The 15124-nt window shown below is 62.7% G+C and carries 15 protein-coding genes; 9 read left to right on the top strand and 6 right to left on the bottom strand.

The window, feature by feature from the left end; translation table 11 throughout:
* Positions 1 to 19 precede the first annotated feature (19 nt).
* Positions 20 to 787: a hypothetical protein gene (locus ACR0JC_RS10615; RefSeq protein WP_170342661.1), complete on the bottom strand. Its 768-nt coding sequence runs from the start codon at positions 785 to 787 to the stop codon at positions 20 to 22.
* Positions 788 to 921: 134 nt separating this feature from the next.
* Here ACR0JC_RS10615 and ACR0JC_RS10610 point away from each other — a divergent pair, with 134 nt between their 5' ends.
* The 4 genes from ACR0JC_RS10610 (at position 922) to msrA (ending at position 3702) form a co-directional block, all read left to right on the top strand.
* Positions 922 to 2148 (top strand): argininosuccinate synthase, encoded by a 1227-nt coding sequence (locus ACR0JC_RS10610; RefSeq protein ID WP_170342660.1) that lies wholly within the window; start codon positions 922 to 924, stop codon positions 2146 to 2148.
* A gap of 32 nt (positions 2149 to 2180) precedes the next feature.
* Positions 2181 to 2579, top strand: coding sequence for a DUF1810 domain-containing protein (locus ACR0JC_RS10605; protein ID WP_170342899.1), 399 nt, complete (start codon positions 2181 to 2183; stop codon positions 2577 to 2579).
* Positions 2580 to 2659: 80 nt separating this feature from the next.
* Entirely contained in the window at positions 2660 to 2941 is a 282-nt protein-coding gene (locus ACR0JC_RS10600; protein WP_170342657.1) for an SCP2 sterol-binding domain-containing protein, read from the top strand.
* Between the two features lie 95 nt (positions 2942 to 3036).
* A complete protein-coding gene (msrA, locus tag ACR0JC_RS10595) occupies positions 3037 to 3702 on the top strand; it encodes a peptide-methionine (S)-S-oxide reductase MsrA (protein WP_170342655.1) in 666 nt (221 codons plus the stop codon).
* Here the strand turns inward: msrA and ACR0JC_RS10590 are convergent.
* Together ACR0JC_RS10590 and ACR0JC_RS10585 are read right to left on the bottom strand one after the other, a co-directional pair.
* Positions 3699 to 4571, bottom strand: coding sequence for a ribokinase (locus ACR0JC_RS10590; protein ID WP_170342653.1), 873 nt, complete (start codon positions 4569 to 4571; stop codon positions 3699 to 3701). The two genes, msrA and ACR0JC_RS10590, sit on opposite strands and share 4 nt — an antisense overlap.
* Positions 4572 to 4575: 4 nt before the next feature.
* Positions 4576 to 6831, bottom strand: a complete 2256-nt coding sequence (locus tag ACR0JC_RS10585) for an NADP-dependent malic enzyme (RefSeq protein ID WP_170342651.1) — start codon at positions 6829 to 6831, stop codon at positions 4576 to 4578.
* A gap of 160 nt (positions 6832 to 6991) precedes the next feature.
* On the opposite strand from ACR0JC_RS10585, the gene mutS reads away from it, so the two are divergent.
* Positions 6992 to 9607: a DNA mismatch repair protein MutS gene (mutS, locus tag ACR0JC_RS10580; RefSeq protein ID WP_170342897.1), complete on the top strand. Its 2616-nt coding sequence runs from the start codon at positions 6992 to 6994 to the stop codon at positions 9605 to 9607.
* Positions 9608 to 9642: 35 nt separating this feature from the next.
* Here mutS and ACR0JC_RS10575 read toward each other — a convergent pair whose 3' ends face one another.
* On the bottom strand, positions 9643 to 10206 hold the full coding sequence (locus ACR0JC_RS10575; protein ID WP_093963902.1) for a nucleotide exchange factor GrpE: 564 nt from the start codon (positions 10204 to 10206) through the stop codon (positions 9643 to 9645).
* 10 nt (positions 10207 to 10216) lie between these two features.
* Positions 10217 to 11281: a heat-inducible transcriptional repressor HrcA gene (gene hrcA, locus ACR0JC_RS10570; RefSeq protein ID WP_170342649.1), complete on the bottom strand. Its 1065-nt coding sequence runs from the start codon at positions 11279 to 11281 to the stop codon at positions 10217 to 10219.
* A 113-nt stretch (positions 11282 to 11394) separates the two neighbouring features.
* Here hrcA and rph point away from each other — a divergent pair, with 113 nt between their 5' ends.
* From rph to ACR0JC_RS10550, 4 genes are read left to right on the top strand one after another with little or no spacing between them, the layout of a single operon-like run.
* Positions 11395 to 12108: a ribonuclease PH gene (rph, locus tag ACR0JC_RS10565; RefSeq protein WP_170342647.1), complete on the top strand. Its 714-nt coding sequence runs from the start codon at positions 11395 to 11397 to the stop codon at positions 12106 to 12108.
* Positions 12105 to 12719 carry an RdgB/HAM1 family non-canonical purine NTP pyrophosphatase gene (gene rdgB / locus ACR0JC_RS10560; protein WP_170342643.1) on the top strand — a complete coding sequence of 205 codons (615 nt, stop codon included), beginning with the start codon at positions 12105 to 12107 and terminating at the stop codon, positions 12717 to 12719. The genes rph and rdgB overlap by 4 nt, the downstream gene beginning before the upstream one ends.
* On the top strand, positions 12709 to 13863 hold the full coding sequence (gene hemW / locus ACR0JC_RS10555; protein WP_170342639.1) for a radical SAM family heme chaperone HemW: 1155 nt from the start codon (positions 12709 to 12711) through the stop codon (positions 13861 to 13863). The genes rdgB and hemW overlap by 11 nt, the downstream gene beginning before the upstream one ends.
* Positions 13864 to 13865: 2 nt before the next feature.
* The gene (locus ACR0JC_RS10550; protein ID WP_170342635.1) at positions 13866 to 14219 is read left to right on the top strand and encodes a YbaN family protein; all 354 of its coding nucleotides are present in this window, start codon (positions 13866 to 13868) and stop codon (positions 14217 to 14219) included.
* Here ACR0JC_RS10550 and ACR0JC_RS10545 read toward each other — a convergent pair.
* Complete coding sequence (locus tag ACR0JC_RS10545) at positions 14209 to 15105, bottom strand: ParB/RepB/Spo0J family partition protein (protein WP_170342632.1); 897 nt, start codon at positions 15103 to 15105, stop codon at positions 14209 to 14211. The genes ACR0JC_RS10550 and ACR0JC_RS10545 overlap by 11 nt on opposite strands.
* Between the last annotated feature and the right edge of the window lie 19 nt (positions 15106 to 15124).

Here is a 15124-nt window from a genome sequence, read left to right as displayed (position 1 = left end):
TACATCGGTGTACGGGCGATCAGCCCAGTTCGCGCTTTTCGATGAACACGCCGTACATCGTGGTCAGGATGCTGACATTGATCATCGGCAGGATCAGAATCCCGAAAAACAGGGCGATCAATACACCCAGTACCGGAATGATCGACAAAACTCCGATCGCCAGCTGAACCAGAAACTGAAACAGGAACGAGACGACGATAAGAACGACGATTGTTCCTGCGGTGCCCGGAGTGTTGTTCCAAGCCTCGGTCAGCGTGATCGGCTGGCCGATTGCCGCAGCCGGCAGGATGATGGACAGCCGATAGAAGCAAATAGCCAGGAAAACCATGTAGCCGGTGGTCAGAATGATCGAAACGGCGATCAGTCCTTCGCCCAGCATGCCTGTCAGGATCCCCATCGGCAGGAATGCAATTGCCATCAGGATCCCGAGCGTCAGCCCGCGTCCGAAATAGGCCAGAATGCGATCGAACCGAAAGGTGGGCAGCACCCCTGAAGGATATTCTTCCAGAAGAATGTATCTGTGCCAGGCCACCGCGATCCAGCCCATGATGAGGACCATCACGACGAACAGGAGAAACGCGAACAGAACAAGGGCCCCCGGATTCACCCCCGGCGGAAGCCCGTTCGGATTGTCATCGAATGCCTCAAGTGGAATTCCGGACACCATGAACAGGCCGATGATTGCAACCGTTCCGATTACGGCCGGACCGATAACGATTTGCGCCACCTGCTTGAGATTGCCAAAAACCATCCGAAGCGAGTGGGCAAAAATATTCCATCCGAGCATTCCGAAATTTCCTTAATCAATCCATGGTTGATACCGTTTGACTGCAATTCCGCCGCCCGGTCAATCCACAGCTTCTTGCCCCCACGTCGAAAACCCGCTAGGGGCCAATCGTCTTACGCATAAGGGGAAGTCAGATGTCCGCGCCCAAGAAAGTTGTTCTGGCCTATTCCGGTGGCCTTGATACCTCGATCATCCTGAAATGGCTGCAGACCGAGTATGGCTGCGAGGTGGTGACCTTCACCGCTGATCTGGGTCAGGGCGAAGAGCTTGAGCCCGCCCGACAGAAGGCCGAGCTGCTGGGGATCAAGCCCGAGAACATCTATATCGAGGACATCCGCGAGGAGTTCGTCCGCGACTTCGTCTTCCCGATGTTCCGCGCCAATGCGCAGTACGAAGGGCTGTATCTGCTGGGCACGTCCATCGCGCGTCCGCTGATTTCCAAGCGCCTGATCGAGATCGCCAAGGAAACCGGCGCCGACGCAGTGGCCCACGGCGCCACCGGCAAGGGCAATGACCAGGTTCGGTTCGAACTGGCGGCCTATGCGCTGAACCCCGACATCAAGGTGATCGCGCCCTGGCGCGAGTGGGACCTGACCAGCCGCACCAAGCTGCTGGAATTTGCCGAGGCGCACCAGATCCCGATCGCCAAGGACAAGCGCGGCGAGGCACCCTTCTCGGTCGACGCGAACCTCCTGCACACCTCGTCCGAGGGCAAGGTTCTGGAAGACCCCGCCGTTCAGGCGCCCGACTATGTCTATCAGCGTACCGTCCACCCCGAGGACGCCCCGAACAAGCCTGAATATATCGAGATCGGCTTTGAAAAAGGCGACCCGGTCAGCATCAATGGCGAGGCGATGAGCCCCGCCACCATCCTGACCAAGCTGAACGAATACGGCGGCAAGCACGGCATCGGTCGTCTGGATCTTGTCGAAGGCCGGTTCGTGGGCATGAAATCGCGCGGCATCTATGAAACACCGGGCGGCACCATCCTGCTGGAGGCGCATCGCGGCATCGAATCCATCACCATGGACCGCGGCGCGATGCACCTGAAGGACCAGCTGATGCCGCAATATGCCGAGCTGATCTACAACGGCTTCTGGTACAGCCCCGAGCGCGAGATGCTGCAGGCCGCCATCGACAAATCTCAGGAACACGTCACCGGCACCGTCCGCGTGAAGCTGTACAAGGGTCTGGCCTCGACCGTCGGCCGCTGGTCGGATCACTCGCTGTATTCCGAGGCGCATGTGACCTTCGAAGAGGACGCCGGTGCCTATGACCAGAAAGACGCCGCAGGCTTCATCCAGTTAAACGCACTGCGGCTCAAGCTGCTGGCGGCGCGCGACAAGCGGTTGTCCAAGTGACCGAGGATGACGGCCTAGACGATGAACTGGAAATGTTCATCGAAGCGCAGGACACGGTCTGGTCCGATGTCCTGCGCGAACTGGAACAGGGACAGAAGAACAGCCATTGGATGTGGTTCGTCTTTCCGCAACTGGCCGAGTTGGGCCAGTCGCACATGGCGCAGCTCTACGGGATCGAGGATCTGGACGAGGCTGCCGCCTATCTGGCCCACCCCGAACTGCGCCGTCGCCTGACCGAGGTGGCCCGGCTGATGCTGACCCACGCGGGCAAGGACCCAGCGGAGATTCTGGGCAAGGTGGACGCCAAGAAGCTACGGTCATCCATGACCCTGTTCGCCGCCGTGCCCGATGCTCCGCCCGAATTTCAGGCGGTTCTGGATGCGTTCTATGACGGGCAGCCCTGCCCGCGCACGCAGCAGGCCCTGGGCTGAGCGGTTTCCCGTTAGGTCACGCTTGCCCCGGCCCCTGCCCTCTGTCACTCCGAACGCAAGTGCGAAACAGGGAGGCAGGGATGCTGCAGGAGATCGCCGAGGGAATCCAGAAGGGACTGGTCGACAAGCGCTTTGACGGCTCGTTGAAATTCGATTGCGGCGCCGATGGCGTGATCGTTCTGGCCGACAACACGGCCACAACCCAGGACCGCGAAACCGATTGCACCATCCGCATCTCGCGCGACAATCTGGGCAAACTGCTGACCGGCAAGCTGAACCCGATGACCGGGGTGATGATGGGCAAGCTCAAGATCTCGGGCGACATGGGCGTCGCGATGAAGCTGGGGCAGCTGCTGGGCTAGGCGATAAACTCGTCTCACCACCGCGTGACAAACGGTTTCAGCCGATTGTCAGCCGGCCCGTTGCGCGGCAGCCTGAGGCGGAAAGGAGATCCGCCATGACCCGTTGCCTCGATCAGATCAAGCTGACCCTTCTGTTTGCGCTGATTGCGCTGGCGCTGATCCTGCGCGCTCAGCCGGCCCCGGCGGCGGGAACCGAGACGTTGACCGTGGCGGGCGGCTGTTTCTGGTGCGTCGAGGCCGATTTCGAATCCGTGCCCGGCGTGATCGAGGCGGTTTCGGGTTACACCGGCGGCACGACTCCGAACCCCACCTACAGCCAGGTCACAAGTGGCGGCACCGGCCATTACGAGGCGGTGCAGATCACCTTCGACCCGGCCCGCGTTTCCCGTGAAACCCTGCTGAACCTGTTTTTCCGCTCGGTCGATCCCACCGACGCGGGCGGACAGTTCTGTGACCGGGGTGAGAGCTATCGCACCGCGATTTTCGTCTCTGACACAGGCGAAAAAGCTTTGGCCGAACGCAGCAAGGCCGATGCGCAGCGTGCGCTGGGTCAGGCCATCGTGACTCCGGTCCTGTCGCTTGGGGCGTTCTATCCGGCAGAGGCCTACCATCAGGATTACTACAAGGGCAAAAAGCTGGTGTTCACCCGGTTCGGGCCGAAACGCCAGCTGAATGCCTACAAGGCCTATCGGAAGGCCTGCGGCCGCGATGCACGGGTCAAACAGCTGTGGGGCAGCGCCGCGCCGTTTGCCGGATCTTAATCCAGCGCGGCCTCGCGCACCTCTTTCAGATCGGGAATGACGTCTGCCGTACCAGGCCGCATCACCATCAGCGCAGCGGCCCGGTTGGCCTGGGTGATGGCCTGCGCCATCGGCATCCCCCGGTCCATTCCGGCCAGGACATATCCGGTAAAGGTGTCCCCGGCCCCGGTCGTGTCCACGGCCTTGACCTTGTGGGCGGGAAACTCTGCCGCCGCCTGGCCGCGTTGATGATAGCGGGCGCCTTTTGACCCCAGCGTGACGATGACATGCTCGACCGGCAGATCGGCCGGGGCCAGCCCCGTGGCCTGTTGCAGCTGGGCGGCTTCGACCTCGTTCAGGATCAGGAAATCCAGATAGGGCAGCACCGCCTGCACCGCCGGCGCGCTGAATGGGGCTGCTGCATAGCACACCGTCAGACCCCGCTCGCGGCCCAGCTTCGCGGCCTCGACCTGTGCGGTGGTCTCGTTCTGGAAAACCAGAAGATCGCCCGTGTCAGAGTCTGCAAGCGCGGCGGAAACCTGATCGGCCCCGATCGCGTGGTTGGCGCCGGGGTACAGGATGATCAGGTTTTCGCCCTGCGCATCCACGGCGATGATCGCCTGGCCCGTGGGCTGATCGACCTGCGCGATGCGCCGCGTGTCGACCCCGTATTCGGTCAACCGATCGCGCGCCCACAGCCCGTCGGACCCCACGGCGCCGATGTGGCGCACATGCGCCCCGGCCCGTGCCGCCGCAACAGACATGTTCGCGCCCTTGCCGCCCAGAAACCGCTGCAAACCGCTGGCCGCAAGGGTTTCACCCGGCGCCGGCAGGTGCGGCAGCGCATAAACCATGTCGGCATTGATCGAGCCCAGGTTCCAGATTGCCATCGGATCACGCCATGTCGCACGAGGCCAGGATGGCCATGTTCAGGATGTCATTCGCGGTCGAGCCGGTCGAACAGATCTGGATCGGCTTGTCGATGCCGGTCAGGATCGGGCCGATCACCGTGGCTCCGGCCATCTCCTGCATCAGCTTGGTGGAAATCGAGGCCGAGTGCCGCGCGGGCACGATCAGGATGTTGGCCGGCCCGGTCAGGCGGCAGAAGGGATAGGCCTCTTGCTGGTGGGCGTTCAGCGCCACGTCGACGGTCATTTCGCCTTCGTATTCGAAATCGACGCCGCGCGCCTCCAGCACTTGCGGGGCTTTGTACAGCTTTTCGGTCCGCTCGGAGACCGGATAGCCGAAGGTCGAGAAGCTGACGAAGGCCACCCGAGGCTCCAGCCCCATGTGGCGGGCAACCGTGGCGGCGCGTTCGGCAATCGTCGCCAGATCGTTCTCGTCGGGCCATTCATGCACCAGCGTGTCGCCGATCAGCACGATCCGGCCCTTGTGCAGCAGCGCGGTGATCCCGGCGGCACCATGGGCGGCGTCGGCGTCGAACACATGGCTGATGCGGTCCAGCACATGCGCCGATTTGCGGGTGGCCCCGGTCACCAGACCGTCGCCATGCCCATGCGCCAGCATCAGGGCCGAGAACACATGCCGGTCGCGCGCGGCCAGGCGGTGGATGTCCTTGCGGTCAAAGCCTTTGCGCTGCAACCGCTGGTACAGAAAGTCCTTGTAGGCATCGAGATGCGTGGTGTTGGCGGCGTTGACCACCTCCAATTCGCGCACCGCGTCGCCCAGACCGGCGGCTTCCAGCTTGGTCTTCACGTCGTCGGGCCGGCCCACGACCAGCGCCTTGCCGAAGCCCGACCGCTGATACGTCACCGCCGCGCGCAAAACCCGCGGATCGTCGCCCTCGGCAAAGATCATCCGGCTTTGCGCCGCGCGGGCCCGGGCGTTCAGGCCACGCAGAATGCTGGCGGTCGGGTCCATACGCGACTTGAGGCTTAGCTCATAAGCCTCCATGTCAATGATCGGCCGCCGGGCCGCGCCGGTGTCCATCCCCGCCTTCGCCACGGCCGGCGGAATGCGATAGATCAGGCGCGGATCAAACGGCGTGGGAATGATGTAGTCGCGCCCGAAGGTCAGCGATTTGCCGTAAGCCAGCGCCACCTCGTCGGGCACGTCCTCGCGCGCCAGACGCGCCAGCGCGTGGGCGCAGGCGATCTTCATCTCGTCATTGATGGCGCGGGCGTGAATGTCCAGCGCCCCGCGGAACAGGTAGGGAAAGCCCAGAACGTTGTTGACCTGGTTGGGGTAGTCGCTGCGCCCGGTGGCCACGATCGCGTCAACGCGCACCTCGTGCGCCTCTTCCGGGGTGATTTCCGGATCGGGGTTGGCCATGGCGAAGATCACCGGATTGTCGGCCATGCTGGCGACCATCTCCTGCGTGACCGCGCCCTTGACGGATACGCCCAGAAACACGTCGGCGCCCTTCATGGCCTCTTCCAGCGTACGCAGCTCGGTCGAAATCGCATGCGCCGATTTCCACTGATTCATCCCCTCGGTCCGGCCCTGGTAGATCACGCCCTTGGTGTCGCAGACGATGCAGTTTTCATGGCGGGCGCCCATCGACTTGAGCAGTTCGATACAGGCAATCCCCGCCGCCCCGGCCCCGTTGAGAACGATCTTCACGTCCTCGATCTTCTTGCCCGAGATGTGCAACGCGTTGATCAACCCCGCCGCACAGATCACCGCCGTGCCGTGCTGGTCGTCGTGAAAGACGGGGATGTCCATCTCTTCCTTCAGGCGCTGTTCGATGATGAAGCACTCGGGCGCCTTGATGTCTTCCAGGTTGATGCCGCCGAAGGTCGGCCCCATCAGCTTGACCGCGCGACAGAATTCGTCGGGGTCCTCGGTGTCCAGTTCGATATCGATCGAGTTCACGTCGGCGAAGCGCTTGAACAGGACCGATTTGCCCTCCATCACCGGCTTGGACCCCAGAGCGCCCAGATTGCCCAGCCCCAGAACCGCCGTCCCGTTCGAGATCACGGCCACAAGGTTGCCCTTGTTGGTATAGTCATAGGCGGTCTCGGGGTTTTCGGCGATGGCTTCACACGGAACCGCCACGCCGGGGCTGTAGGCCAGCGACAGATCGCGTTGCGTGGTCATGGGAACGGTGGCCTGCACCTCCCACTTTCCGGGGGTGGGTTCCAGGTGAAAGGCCAGCGCCTCTTCTTTGGTGATCTTCGCTTTGGGCATTTTGACGGTCGGTTCCATGACTTCGGGGCTTTTCGCCTCATACCGCAGGCGCGGGCGCGCCTCAACGACTATGCGATTTCACCTTTCGTCGCGGTTGGGGGATTTGTAAGGTCGCGCCGGAATACGCCAGAGGGGAGCAGCCTTGTCCAACGTCACGCCGATGATGGCGCAATACCTGGAAATCAAAGAGGCCTACAAAGACGCCCTGCTGTTCTACCGCATGGGCGATTTCTACGAGATGTTCTTTGAAGACGCCGTGAACGCCGCCGAGGCGCTGGACATCGCCCTGACCAAGCGCGGCAAGCACAATGGCGACGACATCCCCATGTGCGGCGTGCCGGTGCATTCGGCCGAGGGCTATCTGCTGACGCTGATCCGCAAGGGCTTTCGCGTCGCGGTCTGCGAACAGATGGAAAGCCCGGCCGAGGCCAAAAAAAGAGGCTCTAAATCGGTGGTAAAGCGCGATGTCGTGCGCCTTGTCACCCCCGGCACCCTGACCGAAGACGCCCTGCTGGAGGCGCGCCGCCACAATTTTCTGGCCGCCTATGCCGAGGTGCGCGACGAGGCCGCGCTGGCCTGGGCCGACATCTCGACCGGGGCGTTTCACGTGATGCCGCTGACCTCGGTCCGCCTCAGCCCCGAGCTGGCCCGGCTGGCCCCGTCCGAGCTGATCGTGGCCGACGGCACTGAGGCCGGTCTGCGCGACACGGTCCAGGACCTGGGTATCGCGCTCACCCCCATCGGGCGGGCCAGTTTCGACAGCACTGCGGCAGAAAAACGCATCTGCGGGTTGTTTCACGTGGGCACGCTGGACGCGTTCGGCAGCTTTGGCCGGGCCGAGATCTCGGCCATGGGCGCGCTGATCGACTATCTGGAGATCACGCAAAAGGGCAAACTGCCGCTGCTGCAGACGCCGATGAAAGAATCCGAGGATCGCGTCGTGCAGATCGACGCGGCCACCCGCCGCAACCTTGAACTTACGCGATCTTTGTCGGGCGGACGGGCCGGATCGCTGCTGTCGGTGGTGGATCGGACCGTGACCCCGGGCGGCGCGCGCCTGTTGGAACAACGGCTGTCCAGCCCCTCGCGCAACCTGGATGTGATCCATGCGCGGCTGGACGCGGTCGATTTTGCCGCGCAGGACAGCCTGATCGCCGCCGATCTGCGCGAAGCCTTGCGCAAGACGCCCGATCTGGACCGCGCCCTGTCGCGCCTGTCGCTGGAGCGCGGTGGCCCGCGCGACATAGCCGCCATCCGCAACGGGCTGGCGCAGGCGCAGGCGATTGCCGAGATTTGCGCCGGTCAGGACCTGCCGGTGCTGCTGGCGACCGCGGTGCAGAACCTCGTGGGCTTCGACGATCTGCTCGACCTGCTGGATCAGGCGCTGGTCGCCGACCCGCCACTGCTGGTGCGCGATGGCGGCTTCATCGCCCCCGGTTTCGACGCCGAGCTGGACGAGGCCCGCACCCTGCGCGACGAAGGCCGCTCGGTCATTGCCGGGTTTCAGCAGAAATACGCGGAACATACCGGCATCGCCTCGTTGAAGATCAAGCACAACAACGTGCTGGGCTATTTCATCGAAACCACGGCCACCCATGCCGAAAAGATGCTGAACCCGCCGTTCAGCGAGACCTATATCCACCGCCAGACAACCGCCAACCAGGTGCGGTTCACTACGGTTGAGCTCAGCGAGATCGAAACCCGCATCCTGAACGCCGGCAACCTGGCGCTTGAGATCGAAAAGCGGCTCTATCAAAGGCTGTCTGACGAGATTCTGGCGCATGCTGCCCGCATCAATCAAGCCGCGCGAGGGCTGGCCGAGCTGGACCTGACCACCGCGCTGGCCGATCTGGCGCGGGGCGAGAACTGGTGCCGCCCTCAGGTGGACAGCTCGCGCGCCTTCGACATCGTCGCGGGCCGCCACCCGGTGGTCGAGCACGCGCTGCGCCAGCAATCCGGTGATGCCTTCATCGCCAATGACTGCGACCTCGGTGCCGAGGACGGCGCCGCCATCTGGCTGCTGACCGGCCCCAACATGGCGGGTAAGTCGACCTTCCTGCGCCAGAATGCGCTGATTGCCCTGCTGGCGCAGATGGGCAGTTTCGTTCCGGCCGAACGCGCCCATATCGGGCTAGTCAGCCAGTTGTTCAGCCGCGTAGGCGCCTCGGACGATCTGGCGCGGGGCCGGTCAACCTTCATGGTCGAGATGGTCGAAACCGCGGCCATCCTCAACCAGGCCGATGACCGGGCGCTGGTGATCCTCGATGAAATCGGGCGCGGCACCGCCACCTATGACGGCCTGTCCATCGCGTGGGCCACGCTGGAACATCTGCACGCCGCCAACCGCTGCCGGGCGTTGTTCGCCACCCATTACCACGAGCTGACCGCGCTGGCCGGCAAGCTGGAGGGCGTCGAAAACGCCACCGTCGCGGTCAAGGAATGGGAGTGCGAGGTGATTTTCCTGCACGAGGTCCACAAGGGCGCAGCCGACCGGTCCTATGGTGTGCAGGTCGCGCAACTGGCCGGCCTGCCGGCTTCGGTCGTCGAACGCGCACGCGTGGTTCTGGACCAGTTGGAGAAGACCGAGCGCGAGGGGGGCAAGCAAAAAGCGCTGATCGATGATCTGCCGCTGTTTTCCGCCGCAACGCCCCCGCCGCCACCGGCTGCGAAAGCCTCGCCGGTCACCGACATGCTGGACCAGATCCTGCCGGACGAGTTGACCCCGCGCGAAGCGCTGGACCTGATCTACAAACTGAAAGAGGCGGCCAAATCCTGACCGCCCCATTCAATTGTCAGTGAAGCACTGGCCCGTCAGCTGGCCGGGGTCGAGCTGACCCCCACCTGCGCCGGACGCAGCAGGCGGTCATGCAGCATGAACCCTTCGGCCGAGACCTGGATGATCTCGCCCGCTTTGGTGCCCGGCACAGGGGCTTCGAACATGGCTTCGTGCAGATTCGGGTCGAACTTGTCGCCGACCTCGGGTGTGATGACCTCGATCCCGTGTTTCTGGAATACGTCCTTCAACACGCGCATGGTCAGCTCGACACCTTCGATCAGGCCGGCCGCAACCTCTTTCTGCTCGTCCGTAGCCGCCTCGAGCGCTCGTTTCATGTTGTCGTAGACCGGCAGCATGTCGCGCGCCAATTTGGACCCGCCATACTGTTCGGCCTCACGGCGGGCCCTGTCGCCACGCTTGCGTGCGTTTTCCGCATCCGCCAGGGCGCGCATGAACTTGTCGCGCAACTCGTCGCGCTCGGCCTTCAGGGCATCCAGTTCCAGCGCTTCTTCGCTGATCTCGGCCATCTCCTCGGCCAGTTCTTCCGCCTCGGCAGTTGCAATGTCGTCCAGAAAGTCTTCGTTCTTCGGCTCTGCCATCTTTTACCCTCTAGCTCCGATCGGAAATCAGTTTCCCAACCAGTTGCGCCGTATAGTCCACGATCGGCACGATCCGCCCATAGTTCAGACGAGTCGGCCCGATCACGCCAACGGCGCCGATTATCTTTCGATCAGCGTTCATATAAGGAGACACCACCAAAGAGGAACCCGAAAGTGAGAAAAGTTTGTTCTCCGAGCCGATAAAAATGCGCACGCCTTCGCCTTCCTCGGTCAATTCGAGGAATTCGGCTATGTCACGCTTGCGTTCCAGATCGTCAAACAGGACCCGGATTCGCTCCAGCTCCTCTTCCTGACCGGTGTCGCCCAGCAGATTCGCCCGACCACGCACGATCAGACGCGCCGAGTCCGAAGCCTCGCCCTCCCAGGCCGCAAGGCCGCTTTCCACAAGCTCGCGGGCCAGCACGTCGATCTCTTGCCTGCGCGCCGCAATCTCGGTCTGGATCATCCGGCGCACATCGGACAGTTTCCGGCCCTCGATCAGGGCGTTCAGGAAATTGGCCGCCTCACGCATCGAACTGGGCGTCTGACCCGGTGGTGGCGTGAACAGCCGGTTCTCCACATGGCCATCTGCGAAAACCAATACCACCAGGGCCCGGTCATGGCCCAGGGAAACGAACTCGATATGCTTGATTTCGGATTCGTGCTTGGGTGTCAGCACCAGCGACGCGCCATGCGTGACGTTCGACAAGGCGGCCCCGACGCGATCCAGCATACCGCTGACATCACCGGAATTGCTGCCCAGCGTCTCATCCAGCTTCTTGCGGTCGTCCTCGCCCAGGTCGCCAACTTCCAGCAGACCGTCGACGAACATGCGCAGCCCAACCTGTGTGGGCACCCGGCCGGCGCTGACATGCGGACTGCCCAAAAGGCCCAGAAACTCGAGATCCTGCATGACATTGCGAACCGTTGCCGCGCTGACTTTTTCACTGAGCGACCGGCTGAGGGTGCGGCTGCCGACAGGCTCGCCGCTTTCCAGATAGCTTTCGACGATCAGGCGAAACACTTCCCGCGACCGGTCGTTCAACTCGTCCAGAATTTTGCTCGCTTCACTCATCGGTGGTTCCCTTGCTGGGTGGTCATTAAATAGCTGCCAACAGAAAGGTCAATCGGGGTTGCATCGCTGCCATGCCGGGCGTTATCCCCAAGCCAGCAGACAAAGGATATCTCATGCGACCCTCTGGACGAGATTTAAGCGAAATGCGCCCGGTTTCAATCGAGACCGGGTTTACCAAACATGCCGAAGGTTCCTGCCTGATCAAGATCGGCGACACCCATGTTCTGTGCACCGCCACGATCGAGGATCGCGTGCCGCCTTTTATCAAGGGGTCGGGCCTGGGCTGGGTCACCGCCGAATACGGCATGCTGCCCCGCGCGACAAACACCCGGATGCGGCGTGAGGCCGCCAGTGGCAAACAGGGTGGCCGGACCGTCGAGATCCAGCGCCTGATCGGCCGCGCCCTGCGCGCCGGGGTCGACCGCGTCGCCTTGGGCGAACGCCAAATCACCGTGGATTGTGACGTGCTGCAGGCCGATGGCGGCACCCGCTGCGCCTCGATCACCGGCGGCTGGGTCGCGCTGCGGCTGGCGGTGAACAAGCTGATGAAGGCCGGTGACGTGATCTCGGACCCGCTGGTCGATCCGGTCGCCGCCGTATCCTGCGGCATCTATGCCGGCCAGCCCGTTCTGGACTTGGACTATCCCGAAGACAGCGAGGCCGGCGTTGACGGCAACTTCATCATGACCGGCTCGGGCAAACTGATCGAGGTGCAGATGAGCGCCGAAGGTTCGGTCTTCAGCCGCGCGCAGATGGATCAGCTGATGGAACTGGCCGAAAAAGGCGTGTCCGAGCTGGTGGCCGCGCAAAAGGCCGCAGCCGCATGACCCGCCGGTTCGAAGGTGATCGGCTGCTGGTAGCCACGCACAACAAAGGCAAGCTCGAGGAGATGGCCCATCTGCTCGAGCCCTTTGGCGTGACCGTCGTGGGCGCGGCCGAGATGAACCTACCCGAACCCGAAGAGACCGAGGACACGTTCGTCGGCAACGCGCGCATCAAGGCCCACGCCGCCGCACAGGCCACCGGCCTGCCCGCCCTATCCGACGATTCCGGCATCACCATCGATGCGCTGGACGGTGCGCCGGGCGTGTACACCGCCGACTGGGCCGAAACTGGAAATGGCCGCGATTTCATGATGGCCATGGCCCGCGCCCACACCGAGCTTGAGGCGCGCAACGCTCCGCATCCTCGCACTGCCCAGTTCCGCTGCACGCTGGTGCTGGCCTGGCCCGACGGCCATGACGAGGCGTTCGAGGGCGTCGCACCCGGTCATCTGGTCTGGCCGATCCGTGGCAAGAACGGGTTCGGCTATGATCCGATGTTCGTCCCTGAAGGATTCGATATTACCTTTGCCGAGATGGATCGCTGGGAAAAGAACAAGATCAGCCATCGTGGTCGCGCGGTGGAACTGTTCGTGAAAGGCTGCTTTGGCGGATGATTGGCGCAACGGGGGCTTTGGCCTGTACGTGCATTGGCCCTTTTGCGAGGCCAAGTGCCCCTATTGCGATTTCAACAGCCATGTTTCCAGAAATATTGATCAAAAACAATGGCTTGACTCCTATCTGTCCGAGCTGAAGCGCTCGGCCGCCGAAGCCCCTGACCGGGTTCTGAACACGATCTTCTTCGGCGGCGGCACCCCATCGCTGATGGCGCCCGAAACCGTCGCCGCCGTGATCGACACCGCCCGCAGCCTTTGGCGGCCCGCCAACGACATGGAAATCACACTCGAGGCCAATCCCGGCTCGGTTGAGGCCGGACGGTTCGCCGCTTATCGCGATGCCGGTGTGAACCGGATCTCGATGGGCATTCAGGCGATGAATGACGAAGATCTGCGGCGGCTGGGCCGAATCCACACCGTGGCCGAGGCGCGCGCCGCCTTCGACATTGCCCGCACCTGTTTCGACCGGGTCAGCTTTGACCTGATCTATGCCCGCCAGTACCAGACGCTTGAGGCCTGGCGCGCCGAGCTGACCGAGGCGCTGTCGATGGCGATCGACCATCTGTCGCTGTACCAGTTGACCATCGAGACCGGCACGGCCTTCGGCGACCGCTATTCTGTCGGCAAGCTGCGCGGCCTGCCCGAGGACGACAGCGCCGCCGACATGTATCTGGCCACGCAAGAGATCTGCGAAGCCCACGGCATGCCCGCCTACGAGGTGTCGAACCACGCCGTCCCCGGGGCCGAGTCGCGGCACAACCTGATCTATTGGCGCTATGGCGATTATGTTGGCATCGGACCGGGCGCCCATGGGCGGATCACGGTGAACGGCCAACGGATCGCAACCGAAACCCGTTTGGCACCGAACGCATGGCTGAATGCTGCCACGCAAGGAAATGGCGAAAAGCTGCGGACCCCGCTGACCGCCGAAGAACAAGCGAATGAATACCTCATGATGTGTCTTCGCTTAACTGAAGGTCTAGATATGGACCGCTTCAATCGCCTGTCCGGGCACCCTTTGCCTCAACCCAAACTGGACTATCTGCAAGACATCGGAATGATCACCCAAGACGGCCCCCGCGTTTCCGCCACTGCTGACGGCCGCGCGGTTCTCAATGCGGTGATCCGTGAGTTGCTGGATTAGTCATGCACTATTTGTGGGCCACATTGGGATTGCTCTGCGTCGCGTTGGCCATGATCGGTGTTGCCCTGCCCCTGCTGCCCACCGTTCCGTTCCTACTGTTGGCCGCCTTCTGTTTCGCGCGCTCTTCTTCCCGGCTGCACGACTGGCTGATGTCTCACCGAACCTTCGGCCCGTTGATCCTTGATTGGCAAACCTCGGGCGCGATCCGGCCAGCCGCAAAAAAGGCGGCCACCCTATCGGTTGCCGCCGTCTTTGGTTTGTCGGTTCTGGTCTCTGTGCCCAGCCATGTCCTGATTATTCAGGCCGTGACCTTGGGCGCGGTGATGATCTTTATCTGGTCACGCCCTAACGGCTGAGCTTGGCGCAGAGATCATCCAGTTGATCCAGGTTTTCATAGGTCAGCACGACCTGCCCGGTCTCGGTTCCGGGCTTGTGGTTGATGACCACCTTCATCGCCAGAATCGCGGAAAGGTCTTTTTCCAAGGCCCGCGTGTCCGCGTCCTTGCCTGCATTCAGGTCACGCGACCGCGGTGCGGGACGATCTTTGTCGCCCTGTTGCTGCTTCTTGACCAGCGCCTCGGTCGCGCGGACTGACAAGCCGTCTTTCACGACAATTTTCGCCAGTTCGGACGGGTTATCCGCCGTGATAAGGGCGCGCGCGTGTCCGGCTGAGAGTTTGCCTTCAATAACAAGGGCTTGAACGTCACTTGGCAGGGACAGCAGCCTCAGAAGATTGGCAATGTGACTGCGGCTCTTACCCAGGGCTTCGGCCAGCTTTTCCTGGGTGTGACCGAACCGATCCATCAACTGCTTGTAGCCAGCGGCCTCCTCCACTGCGTTTAGATCAGCGCGCTGGATATTCTCGATGATGGCGACTTCAAGTACTTCGGTGTCGTCAAATTCGCGCACGACGACCGGAATGTCGTGCAACTGTGCCATCTGCGCGGCGCGCCAGCGGCGCTCACCCGCGACGATTTCATATTCGCCGCCGCCGACCGGGCGAACGATCAGGGGCTGGATGATCCCTTTCTCTTTGACCGAGGCAGCAAGCTCGTCCAGTTGATCCTGTGAAAATGTGCGGCGCGGCTGATTCGGGTTTGCCCGCAGCTTCTCGATCGGAACCTTCATGTCTGGCCGACGTGGTTCAGCTGTGACCCGGCCTTCAGGATCCTGTGATACATCCGCCATCAAGGCGGACAAGCCGCGCCCCAATCCGCGAGGTTTTCCTTTTCTGGCGCTCACTTCGCCCTCCTGACAGCCG

The organism is Ruegeria sp. CH5, from assembly GCF_056537025.1.
Note: the sequence above shows the minus strand (reverse complement) of the source record. Positions and strands in the feature narration are given on the sequence as shown.